The 11,654-nt window shown below is 74.7% G+C and carries 10 protein-coding genes and 2 riboswitches; of the genes, 2 read left to right on the top strand and 8 right to left on the bottom strand.

The annotated features are described in order from the left end of the window. The first annotated feature begins 92 nt into the window (after positions 1-92). Positions 93-1,313, top strand: coding sequence for a sensor histidine kinase (locus MICAU_RS19520; RefSeq protein WP_013287075.1), 1,221 nt, complete (start codon positions 93-95; stop codon positions 1,311-1,313). Continuing rightward, a complete protein-coding gene (locus tag MICAU_RS19525; protein WP_013287076.1) occupies positions 1,310-1,948 on the top strand; it encodes a response regulator in 639 nt (212 codons plus the stop codon). The genes MICAU_RS19520 and MICAU_RS19525 overlap by 4 nt, the downstream gene beginning before the upstream one ends. Here MICAU_RS19525 and MICAU_RS19530 read toward each other — a convergent pair. From MICAU_RS19530 to MICAU_RS19565, 8 genes are all read right to left on the bottom strand, one after another. Further along, complete coding sequence (locus MICAU_RS19530) at positions 1,895-2,851, bottom strand: ECF transporter S component (RefSeq protein WP_013287077.1); 957 nt, start codon at positions 2,849-2,851, stop codon at positions 1,895-1,897. The two genes, MICAU_RS19525 and MICAU_RS19530, sit on opposite strands and share 54 nt — an antisense overlap. Next, the gene (locus MICAU_RS19535; protein WP_013287078.1) at positions 2,848-4,479 is read right to left on the bottom strand and encodes an ABC transporter ATP-binding protein; all 1,632 of its coding nucleotides are present in this window, start codon (positions 4,477-4,479) and stop codon (positions 2,848-2,850) included. The genes MICAU_RS19530 and MICAU_RS19535 overlap by 4 nt, the downstream gene beginning before the upstream one ends. Further along, entirely contained in the window at positions 4,476-5,720 is a 1,245-nt protein-coding gene (locus MICAU_RS19540; protein WP_013287079.1) for a CbiQ family ECF transporter T component, read from the bottom strand. Before MICAU_RS19540 ends, MICAU_RS19535 begins: the two co-directional genes overlap by 4 nt. Next, entirely contained in the window at positions 5,713-6,627 is a 915-nt protein-coding gene (locus MICAU_RS19545) for an SCO2322-related protein (RefSeq protein WP_013287080.1), read from the bottom strand. Before MICAU_RS19545 ends, MICAU_RS19540 begins: the two co-directional genes overlap by 8 nt. Continuing rightward, complete coding sequence (locus tag MICAU_RS19550) at positions 6,624-8,078, bottom strand: prenyltransferase/squalene oxidase repeat-containing protein (RefSeq protein WP_013287081.1); 1,455 nt, start codon at positions 8,076-8,078, stop codon at positions 6,624-6,626. Before MICAU_RS19550 ends, MICAU_RS19545 begins: the two co-directional genes overlap by 4 nt. Before the next feature lie 158 nt (positions 8,079-8,236). After that, positions 8,237-8,310: riboswitch (cobalamin riboswitch) on the bottom strand. A gap of 114 nt (positions 8,311-8,424) precedes the next feature. Further along, positions 8,425-8,910, bottom strand: a complete 486-nt coding sequence (locus tag MICAU_RS19555) for an SCO2322-related protein (RefSeq protein ID WP_013287082.1) — start codon at positions 8,908-8,910, stop codon at positions 8,425-8,427. Between the two features lie 35 nt (positions 8,911-8,945). Continuing rightward, on the bottom strand, positions 8,946-9,989 hold the full coding sequence (locus MICAU_RS19560; protein ID WP_013287083.1) for a peptidase: 1,044 nt from the start codon (positions 9,987-9,989) through the stop codon (positions 8,946-8,948). Between the two features lie 96 nt (positions 9,990-10,085). Next, a riboswitch (cobalamin riboswitch) is annotated at positions 10,086-10,209 on the bottom strand. Between the two features lie 141 nt (positions 10,210-10,350). Next, the gene (locus tag MICAU_RS19565; RefSeq protein ID WP_013287084.1) at positions 10,351-11,511 is read right to left on the bottom strand and encodes an alkaline phosphatase PhoX; all 1,161 of its coding nucleotides are present in this window, start codon (positions 11,509-11,511) and stop codon (positions 10,351-10,353) included. Positions 11,512-11,654 lie beyond the last annotated feature (143 nt).

Genomic DNA, 11,654 nt, shown 5'->3' on the forward strand with positions numbered 1-11,654 from the left:
GGCGGGCACTTCGCGGGCCGAAGGACGGCGCACGGGTTCTAACTTTCGATAGAGGCCCCCGGGGCGCCGGCCTCGGCAACGTGGGACGCACTGTGAGCACCGCTGCCCCTGCCCTGACCCCGACCACCCGAGCCCTGGCCTGGTGCCTGCACCTGCTGATCATCGGCCTGCTCGTCCTGGCTGCCGGCCGGGCGGTGGCCGACGACCGGCCCCGCGCCGGATCGATCGTCGCTGCGTCGGTGGCGTGCGGCCTGGCGTACGCCATCGGGCCGCTCCTCCCCCGCATCCGCCGCTCGCGGTGGGCCGCCGCCTGGTGGCTGGCCGCCGTGGGCGCCGCGTGGCTGGTGTTGCTGAGCCTGTCCCCCGATGCGATCTGGGTGGCCTTCCCGCTGTACTTCCTCCAGCTCCACCTGCTGCCGCGCCGCGCCGGCCTGGCTGCCGTGATCGCCACCGCCGCGGCGGCCGTCGCCGGGTTCGGTGCTCACACCGGCTCCTTCACCGCGGCCACGGTGATCGGTCCCGCGCTCGGCGCCGCCGTCGCCGTCGGGGTGGTGTGGGGATACCAGGCCCTGTATCGGGAGAGCGAACAGCGCAGGCAGCTGATCGAGGAACTCACCGCCACCCGGGCCGACCTGGCCCGGGCCGAGCACACGGCCGGCGTACTCGCCGAACGCGAGCGTCTGGCCCGCGAGATCCACGACACTCTCGCCCAGGGCCTGTCCAGCATCCAACTGCTGCTGCGCGCCGCCGAGCGCGCCCTGCCCGGCCGGCCCGGTGCCGCCTCCGGCCACGTCGACGCGGCCCGCCAGGTCGCCGTGGACAACCTCGCCGAGGCCCGCCGCTTCGTCGCCGCACTCACCCCGCCCACCCTGGAAGGCACCACCCTGGCCGGCGCCCTGGAACGCCTGTGCACCACCACCAGTGCCCGCCACCGCATCGCCGCCCGCTTCCACCTCGTCGGCGCCCCCGTATCGCTGTCGACCGCCCACGAGGTGGCGCTCCTGCGTATCGCCCAGTCCGCCCTCGCGAACACGGTCCGCCACGCCCGGGCCACCACGGCCGAGGTCACCCTCAGATGTCTCGGCGACCGCATCGCCCTTCACGTCGTCGACAACGGGCAAGGCTTCGACCCCGACCGTCTGCCCGCCCCCGACGTCGACAGCGGCGGCTTCGGCCTGACGGCCATGCGCGCCCGCATGAACGCCCTCGGCGGCACCCTGGCCGTCGAGTCCGCGCCCGGCCACGGCACCGCCCTGACCGCCGAGCTTCCCCTCACCCCGCCCAGCAGGACCGAGCCCGAGGGCCGCCCGTGACCGACGACGTCCCCGTCCGCCTCCTCCTGGCCGACGACCACCCGGTCGTACGGGCCGGACTGCGCGCCGTGCTGGAAACCGAACCCGGCCTCGTCGTCGTGGCCGAAGCCGCCACCGCCGAGGAGGCCGTCACCCGTGCAGGCGAAGGCGACATCGACGTCGTGCTGATGGACCTGCAGTTCGGGAAGGGCATGGGCGGCGCCGAAGCCACCGCCCGGATCACCGCCCGCCCGGAAGCGCCGCGCGTGCTGATCGTCACCACCTACGACTCCGACGCCGACACACTGCCCGCCATCGAGGCCGGTGCCACCGGCTACCTCCTCAAGGACGCCCCACCCGAAGACCTGGCTGCCGCCGTCCGCACCGCCGCCGCCGGGCGCACCACGCTGGCGCCCACCGTCGCGAACCGGCTGATGAACCGGCTGCGCACGCCGGGCACCGCCCTGACCCGACGCGAGACCGAGGTTCTCGCCCTGGTCGCCGACGGCTTGTCCAACCACAGCATCGGCACCCGCCTGCACCTGACCGAAGGCACCGTCAAGTCCCACCTGGCCCGCATCTACGCCAAACTCGGCGTCGACTCACGCACCGCGGCCGTCGCCTCCGCCACCGAACTCGGCCTGATCCGCCGCTGATCCGAGCGCGTGCCCGGTCACGACGTCTCCGTCCTGACGCGAGGACGACAGCGGGACGCCGGGCGTGGTCACGTCGTCGCCGTCCGCCCGGGGCGTGGGCGGGTCGCACGCTGTGGCGAAGGTGACCGGCGCGCCGAACGCGGCCCGCCGGACGGCGCGGCGCAGCGCGGCGAGGACGGCCGGACCGGCGAGGACGATCGCCACGGCGGTGGTGATCGCGCGGCCGGTGTCCCAGCCGAAGGTGGAGGTGACGGCGGTGAACAGGGCGAGACGGTGCAGGTTCTCCAGTACGGGGGCGCCGGCGACGTAGGACAGCTGGGTGTCCGCGCCGACGCTGAACGGCCAGAACCACAGGTTCATCAGCAGGCCGTAGCCGTAGGCGGCGAGAACCCCGTACCCGGCCAGGACGGCGACCTCGGCCCGGCCGCGCAACCGGGCCGGGAGCAGGCCGGCGCCGAGGCCGATCCAGGAGGCGCAGAGCATCTGGAACGGCAGCCACGGCCCGACGCCGGCGGTGAGCAGGGCGGAGGCGAACAGCGACGTGGCGCCGAGCAGGAACCCGAACCCGGGTCCGAAGACCCGGCCGGCGAGGACGAGCAGGAAGAACACCGTCTCGATGCCCGCGGTCCCCGCGCCCAGGGGGCGCAGGGCGGCGTTGACGGCGGCGAGTACGCCGAGCATCGCCAGGGCTTTGCTGTCGATACCGCCGGAGGTGAGTTCGGCGAGGACGAGCGCCACGAGTACCGGCAGCATGACGATGAAGACCAGCGGCGCCTCGCCGGTGCGGGCGGTGGTCTCCGGGTGTGCGGGGACGAAGAAGGGCCAGGTGAAGGTGGCCAGCGCGGCGGCCGAGGCGAGGGTCAGCACCACAGCGGTACGCGGGGCGACCCGCAGGACACTCATGCCGGTGCCCCGGTCGCGTTGATCGCGGCGGCGACCTGTTCCACTGTCAGCCAGGGTGCGGGGGCGAGAACCTTGGCCACCTGCGGCGCGAACGCCGGCGAGGCCAGCATGACCTCTGCGGTGGTGCCGTCGGAGACGATCTCCCCCTCGGCCATCACGATCACCCGATCGGCGAGGGTCGCGACGAGTTCGACGTCGTGGGTGGCGACCACCACCGCCCGGCCGTCGCCGGCCAGCATCCGGACGACGGCGGTGAACTGCCGCTTGGCGTGGTAGTCCAGGCCGCGGGTCGGCTCGTCGAGCAGGACCACCGGCGGAGCGGCGGTGAGCTGCACGGCGAGCGCGAGGGCGAGCCGCTGTCCCTCGGACAGGTCCCGGGGGTGCCGGTCACCGGGCAGTCCGGGGACGAGCTGGTCCACCAGCGCCCGGCAGGTGCCGGCCGGCACGCCGGTCTCCCGGTCGGCCTGGGCGCACTCCGCGTCGACGGTCTCCAGGTAGAGCAGGTCGCCGGAGTTCTGCGGGACGAGGCCGACGTGCCGGCGGGCCTGACCGGCCGGCAGGGCCTTCGGGTCGACGGTGCCCTGCGGCCCGGTCACGGCCACGGTGCCGCCGTGGCGGGGGCCGCTGCCCTGCACCGCCCAGAGCAGGCTGGACTTGCCGGATCCGTTGCGGCCCATCAACGCGACGACCCGTCCGGCGCGCAGATCGAGGTCGACACCGGCCACCGCGACGGTCCCCGGATACCGTACGACGATCTTCCGCGCGGTCAGCGTGGGACCGGTGTCCGCTCCCGCCGGGACCGGCGGCGGGTCCACGCCGGCGAGCCGGTGCCGCAGGTCGGACGCCCGTCGGCGGGCGTCACGGACCGACAGCGGCAGCGGTGTCCAGCCGGCGAGGCGACCCAGCTCGATCAGGGGTGGCGCGATGTCGATGCGGGCCAGCGCGGTTGCCGGTGTCCCGTCGTGGACGCGGCCGTCGCCGGGCAGGTACAGCAGCCGGTCGGCGTACTGCAGCACGCGCTCCAGCCGGTGCTCGGCCAGGACCACTGTCACTCCGAGGTCGTGCACCAGCCGGGTGACGGTGGCGAGCACGTCCTCCGCGGCGGTGGGGTCCAGCGCGGAGGTGGGTTCGTCGAGCACCAGCACCCGGGGGTGCGCGGTGAGCACCGCGCCGATGGCGACCCGCTGTTGCTGCCCGCCGGACAGCGTCCGCAGCGGCCGGTCACGCAGGTCGGCGATGCCGAGCAGGTCCAGGGTCTCCTCCACCCGCTTGCGCATCACCGCGGGTGACAGGGCGAGCTGCTCCATCCCGTACGCCAGTTCCTCCTCGACGGTGTCGGTGACGAACCCGGCCAGCGGGTCCTGGCCGACCACGCCGACGACGTCGGCGAGATCGCGCGGCGGGTGCGTGCGGGTGTCCCTGCCGTCGACGGTGACGGCGCCGTGCAGGGTGCCGCCGGTGAAGTGCGGGACGAGGCCGTTGATCGCCCGCAGCAGCGTCGACTTTCCGGCGCCGGTACGGCCCGCGACCAGGCAGAGTTCACCCTCCTCGATGCGGAGCGTCACGTCCCGCAACGGCCGCGGGCCGCCCTCGGCGTAGTGGACGGTGACCCGGTCGAAAGTGATCATGGACGGTCTCCCGGTGTCGTCGCGGTCGCGGCGCGCTCTCCGTCTGCCGGCACGTCCGTGACGGGGAACGGCCGGTCCACCGCCGGCGGGCGTCCGGCACGTGCCGTCGGCGGTGGTGGCGGCGCCAGCCAGGCGGGTGCCGCCGCGACGCCCACGGCGAGAAGCATCAGCGGGGTCAGCTGGGGCCAGGTGAGCGGGCTGACCGGCGGGTAGAGGAGTTCCGGGTCCACTGAGCCGGCGAGCATGGTCAGTGCCGCGGCGGCCACCCCGCAGCCGGCCACGAGCAGCTCGGCCGGGCGCCAGCGGTCCGGTCGGTACCGGCTGCGGCGGACCCGGCGGCCGGCGAGCAGCATGCCGGTCACGGCGGCGGTCAGTCCGGCCAGGAGCATCGGCAGCCCCAGGTAGCCGGGTGCGGCGGTGTCGAGCAGCCCGTAGGTGCCGGCACACACGCCGACCAGCCCGCCGAGCACGAGCGCGCCGGTGACGGTTCGCTGCCCGGCGGGCACCGCCGCGGTGCGGCCGTAACCACGGGAGTCCATCGCCGCCGCGAGGGCCAGGGACCGGTCCAACGCGTCGGCCAGCACCGGCAGGGCGATCCCGCGCAGCGCCCGCATCCCCCGGCCGGACGCGCCGCGCAGCCGACGGGCCCGGCGGACCCGTAACACGCTCTCCACCAGCTGCGGGGCGACCGACAACGCGACCACGACGGCGGTGCCGACCGCGTACAGCGCTCCGGGTACGGCCTTGAGCAGCCGTTTCGGGTTGGCCAGGGCGTTCGCCGCGCCGAGGCAGATCAGCATCGCCGCCAGCCGCAGCCCGTCGTAGAAGCCACCGAGGATCTGCTCGACGGCGACCGGTCCGAACAGACGGATGCCCGCCGCCCACTCGGGCAGCGGGATCTCCGGCAGCCGGACCAGGATGTGCTCGCCCTGGCCGCCGCCGAGCACGATCCGGAACACGACGCGCATCGTGACGATCACCGCGCCGAGCCACACGTACATGCGGAACGCCAACGCCCACGGCGCGTCGCCCCGGCGGCGCACCACCACCAGACCGGCGACGGCGACGAGCAGGGCCAGCGGCAGCGGATTCGTGGTGTGGCTGGCCGCGGTGGCCAGGCCGAGCGCCCACAGCCACCATGCGCCCGGGTGCAGCCCTCGGGGTAGCCACCACACCGGCCACCGGCCCGGCAGCCGGCCGGCGTCAGCCGTCCGCGACCCGGTGCCCGTGGCGTCAGTCATCCGGGCCGGCGGCACGGCGTCGTCGGGCCGCGACCAGCGCGCCGGTGGCGAGCGCGGCGAGCAGCAGCACCCCGGCGATCGTGCCCAGTGGCAGGCCGTCGTCGTCACGGGACGCGGCGACATCTGTCACCACCGGCTCGTCGGAGGAGCCCTGCGGTGCCGTTCCGGTGGCGGCACCCGGCGTCGCCGCCAGGGTCGGCGTACCGGCCGTCGGTGACGCGCCGGCGGAGGCCGGCGGGCTGACGGAGGCCGGCGGGCCGGAGGTGCCGGCCGGCCGGGTGGGCTCGCCGGGCCGGCCACCGGCGACCGGCGGCGGTGCGACGGTTCCTCCCGCCGGTGGTGGCACCGCCGGCCCGCCGCCCGCGGGTGGCGGCGGCGGAGGGGGCGGTGGTGGTGGCGGCGGTGGAGGGGCGGGGCGTTTCGGCGCGACGCCGGGACGAGGCGCGTCATCGGCGTTGCGGTTGAGGGAGAACGACCAGCCCTCGAAGCTGCCGGCCGCCGGCTTGCGGTTGAGCACACCCTTGTCGCTGTACGTCCAGCTGCCGCCGTTCGGCGCGTGCCAGTACGACCAGTAGGCGCTCGCCGGCGGCGTGTCGACGCACTTCTCCGTCGCGGCCGACGGCTTGCCGTCGATCCGGCAGATGAACCCCTCACCCCAGCGCAGGGTTCCGGTGATCGGGAAGCCCGCGTTCTTGAGCGCCGCGAGGCCGCTGGCCTGGGCGCCCGGCGCGCAGCGCACCACCGTTCCGCCGCCGAGTTCGTTGAAGTCCACCACGACTGTCACCCCGGAGGCGTCCGGGCAGTATCCGGCCGACCCGGCGGCCACCGCAGGACCGCCCGGTCCGATCGTGGTGCCCGCGGTGACCAGGGCGACGGCCAGCGCACCGCGGGCGGCGCGGAGGCTCATCCCGCCCGCCGTCGGCCGAGCACGAGCAGTGTCACTCCGCCACCGATCAGCAGCAGCGCGATCAGCAGGTAGCTGCCGATCGCCGCGCCGGTGGTCGGCAGCCCGCCCAGCCCTGACGCGGCCGGGGTGGTGATCGGCGGAGCGGCGGTGGTCGGCGCCGCGGTCGTGGGCGCGGGTGTCGCCGGAGGACTGGTCACGCTCGGCGTCGGGCCGGCGCTGCCGGTCGGCGGAGGCGACGTGGTGAGCGTGGGAGACGCGGTGGGCGTGGCGGGCGCGGTGGGCGAGGCCGTGCCGGTCGGGGTGGGATTCGACGTGGGCGGCGGGTCGAGGCCGATCCGGCCCAGCGGAACCTGGGCCAGCCCGAGCAATGCCTGCGCGGTGGCCCGGCGCCACTGGTCCCGGTCGGTGTCGGTGATCCCGGCCGCGGCGGCAGTCGTGAACCCGTCGGTGTTGTAGGCGATCGCGCCGGCGTCGGCGGAGGCCGCCCCACCGTTGCCCGCGGTGAGCTGCAGCGCGGCCAGGGCCTTCGCCGCCCGGGCGGCCTCGTCGTCGCGGCCGGCGGCGGCGAGGGCCTGCCCGGCCAGGCCGGTGCTGTTGGAGTTCGCGCCGGTGGTCGGTCCCGAGCCGCCGAAGGAGCCGTCGGTGTGCTGCTGGGTGACCAGCCAGTCGGCGCCCTTGCGGGCGGCGTCGCCGGCGCCGGTGGCGCCGTCCTCGGCGGCGGCCAGCAACGCCTGCACGGCCATCGCTGTCGAGTCGACGTCGAGGGTGGCGCCGGGTTGGTCGTCGCAGGACGGCGAGGGTCCGTCGGCGGCGTCCGGGTAGAGCCGGAAGCCACCTGCCGCACACTGCTGCCGGATCAGGAAGTCCACAGTGTCCTGTGGCAGATCGCCACTGCGGGCCAGGCCGAGCACGGCGAAGGACTGGTCGAAGGTGTTGCTGGCGTCCGGGCCGCTGTCGGCGGTGGTACGGCTGGTGATCCGCCCCCGCTGGTGCCCGGCGTCGGCCGTGGCGATCAGCGACAGCGTTTCCGCCCGCAGGTCGTAGCCGCCGAAGTCGGTGGGGTCCGCGTCGGCGGCGGCCGCGGCGTAGAGCAGCTTGGCGGTGGCCCCGCCGTCGGTGAAGCCCTCGATGCCCCAGTCGTCGTAGCTGTTGTAGGACCGTACGTGTCTCGCGACCTGCGCGGTTGCCGCCTGCCGGGTCGGCGCGTCGACGCCGGTGGCGGACAGCGCGACCAGTCCGTCGATGGTCAGCCCCCAGTCCTCGGGGGCGAACGGGCCGGGCAGCGAACCGTCGGTGAACTCGCCGGCCAGCCAGGACGCGGCCTCGCGGGCGGCTGTGACGTGGGCCGGGGCGGGTGCCGCGACAACGGCCGGCGGGGCGCCGGTGATCGCGGCGAGAGCCGTCACCGTGGCCATACCGAGGCCGGTGGTGAGACGCCGGGACAGGGGCATCAGGGGTGCCTTTCGCAGAGCGGTCGGTGAAACCTCCGGAAAGCACCCCGAGAAACGGACACCCCGCTCCGCGTGCTGCGGTGAGCGGGGTGGTCGGACCTCGGCGGCCCGGACTTCACCCTGTAGACCTCGACAGTGGAAGCCGCTCGTCCCGGGCGGGGCATTCCGGCTCGCGAAAGGGGGACTCTCGCTCACGGTTGCGGGTCAGCGCCGGCTTCGAACCGGCTTCCCCCCGCGCGGGACGTATGCAGTTGTGTGCCCGGCGCACCGGGTGCCGACACCGTACCGCCCGGGCGCGCGACGACGCCAGAGCAGTTGCCGGCACCCGGTGCGCCGCCGGTCACACCTAGGGAGCGGCGATGCTCGGCGGGGCGCCGGCGCCGAAGGACCAGCCCTCGACACTGCCCGGCGCGGGGTTGTAGCCGGTCGCCCCCGACGTGCTGTAGGACCAGGAGCCGCCGCTGGACGCATGCCAGTACGACCAGTACGCCGTGGCCGGCGGGGTGTTGACGCACGGCTCGGTCGCGGCGGTGGGCTTGCCGTTGATCCGGCAGACGAAGGCCAGGCCCCAGCGGGCGGTGCCGGTGACTGTGAAGCCGGCGGCCTGAAGCGCGGCCAGGCCGGTGGCCGGATCGCCCGGCGCACAGGCGACCTGGACGCCGCCGCCGAGCGTGGCGAAGTCGACGACCACCGTGACTCCCGAGGTGCCCGCGCAGGCGGCGGCGTGCGCCGCCCGGGGCGCGGGTTCGACTGCGGTCAGCGCGACGCCGGCCACGACGGCGGCCAGGAGACCGGCCAGCCAGGTGCGGACTGTGGAACGATGACGGAACACGGATCCTCCTGTGATCGGGCGAGCGGCGAAGCGGTTCACGGGCAGGCGAGTGCCGGTGCGCCGGGGTCGGCGCCGACGGCGGACAGACGGGCGTACCCGATCCCGGTGAGACCGAGGACGGCCTGGGCGGTCGCCCGGGGTGCGGTGGCCGGGTCGAAGCCGCCGCCGTCGAAGTCGACAGCGCCCCTGTCGGCCGGCGCCCCGGCGCAGCCGACCTGGAGTCCGGCGAGGAATGCCCGGGCCCGCGCCCAGGCCGGCAGCCGGTGGCCGTCGCGCAGGGCCTGCGCGGCGAGGCCGGTGCTGTTGGCGTTCGGCGTGCCGCCCGCGTTGGCGAAGCCGCCGTCGGCACGCTGAACGGACACCAGCCAGCGCAGCCCGGCGGCGGCGTCGGCCGGACGGTCCGCGGCGCGCAGCGCCTGTGCCGCGAGCGCGGTGGCGTCCACGTCGGACGTGCAGACCGGTTGCGCGGGCAGCAGCGGGTAGCCGCCGTCCGGGCACCGGGTGCCGGCCAGCCAGGCGGCCGCCGCCGGTGGCGCTCCGCCCGCCGTACGGTCCAGCGCCAGCAGCGCGAAGGATTGGCTGAACGCGTTGCTGTAGTCGCCGTACGCGGACCGGTCGCTGAACCTGCCGGCCGGCGTCTGGAGCGAGCGCAGCCGGGCGATCAGGTCCACCCCGCCGACGTCGGCCGGGTCGCCGCCGCGCACCTGCACGGCGAGGGCGAGCTTGGCGGTCGCACCCGCGTACGCCTCGGAGACGCCGTCGCCGAGGTAGCCGTCGCGGATGTCCGGCCGGGTGACCCAGGCCAGCGCGTCGGCGCCGTGGTCGTCGGCGACGCCGGTGGCGGCGAAGGCGAACACGGCGTCGAGGGTCAGCCCCTGGTCGGGGTACGCGACACCGTCGAAGACCGCCTCGAAGCGTTCGCCGTCGACGAGTTGCCGGGCGAGCCAGCCGCCGGCGGCCTCCGGGCGGGTGAGGGCGGCGCGCTCGGGGGCGGCGACGGCGGGTGTGGTGAGGGTGAGAGCGGCGAGTACGCCGCAGAGGAGCGCGAGCAGGCGGTGCCGGCTTCGGCGGACGACCATCGGAAGCGCCTTTCCGGCCCGGCGGTCGCAAGCCCGGACGACCGCGGCAACGCCGCGTCGACCGGGACTCCGACCCGTGGGCCACGACGGGTGGGGAGCGGATGCACGCGTACGACGGGTATTCGGGCTCGCCGCCGCAGATTTCTCTGGGCGGCCTACCGTTGCGGGCCAGCGCCGGATTTCGACCGGTCTTCCCCCGCACGTACACGCGGTGGTTCAGTTGTCGCGACAGTCTGCTGTGGCCGGAGCGCCGATGTCAATGCGCCAGGATCCGGACACGTGCCGTGACGGCCGGCGGGACGCCCGGTGAAGACCGGGCGTCCTCGACCTCGTGGTCACTGTCAGCGGGGCCGGGAGCCGGTCATCGGCGGAACGGCCCGGTGACGCAGTAGGTGATGCCGCCGGAGGACGAGCCGGTCGTGCCGCGTTGCGACGAGAAGTACAGCCGGTCCCCCGCCGGGGTGAACGCCGGCCCGGTGATCTCCGAACCGCTCTGTCCGGTGATCCGCAGGAAGACCGAGATCTTGTCGTCGGGCGTGATCATGCAGATCTCCATGTTCCCGCCGTCCTCCGCGACGTACAGGTCACCGGCAGTGGACCCGGTGATGTTGTCGACCCCGGTCAGCGGAGGGGTGCCCGGACTGACCAGGTTGTCGTCGTAGGCGAGCTCGTACGTGCCGGCGGCCAGGTTGACCTGCCACACGCGGTTGTCGCCCTTCGTGGTGAACCAGACGGTGTCATCCGCGTAGTGACAGCCCTCGCCGCCGTTGAACGTCTTCGCGCCGGACACCTGCTGCCGGGTCGGGGTGGGCGAGCCGTCCGGGTCGGGCACCGTGGCCCAGGTGAACGTGCCGGAGGTCGCCGTACCGGCGCGGAAGACCTGGAGGGTTCCGGCGGAGAGGTCGCCCCAGGTGGTCGGCACGAACCGGTAGAACTTGCCGTCGGTCTCGTCCTCGGTCAGGTAGACGACCCGGCGGACCGGGTCGGCCGCGGCCGCCTCGTGCTTGAACCGGCCCAGCGCGGGACGCGCCACGGCGGTCCCGCCGAGGGGGTACGTCTCGAAGACCCGGCCCAGGGACACCTCCTCGCAGGAGAGCCAGGTGTTCCACGGCGTCTTCCCGCCGGCGCAGTTGTTGTTGGTGCCGGAGAGGATCCGCGACGCCCCGACCACGGCGCCGCTGGAGTTGAAGACGAGGCGTGAGGCACCGCCGCCCGCACCGGCTGACACCTCGGAGTTCGACACGTAGATCCAGCCGGTGCCGTTCGGGAACACGGCGCCACCGTCCGGAGCGTCGTGCCAGGTGTACGACGTCCCCGGCACCGTCCGACGGGATCGTGCGACGATCGAGCTGGTGAAGCCGGCCGGCAACTGGATGCCGTTGGCGTCGGCGGGCTGGAGCCCACCATAGGGGCCCGCCGCGTTCTGCGCCGGGGCTCCGTACGCCGCCGACCACGCGGTGAACGGCAGCGCGACAGCGCCCGCACCGACGACAGTGGCCCGCAGCATTGCTCGACGATCCATGGAACCTCCTCGGTAGGTTCCCCAGATCTGACCGGGCGGAGCTTACGCACATCGATCTGTTGGATGAACGTCGATGGACGCCTCGGTGCGCGGCGTCGTGTCACCGGCCGTCTCGTCCGTCGCCTGCCGGTGACGGGAGCGAC

The organism is Micromonospora aurantiaca ATCC 27029, from assembly GCF_000145235.1.
In the GTDB taxonomy this organism is placed as follows: Bacteria; Actinomycetota; Actinomycetes; order Mycobacteriales; family Micromonosporaceae; genus Micromonospora; species Micromonospora aurantiaca.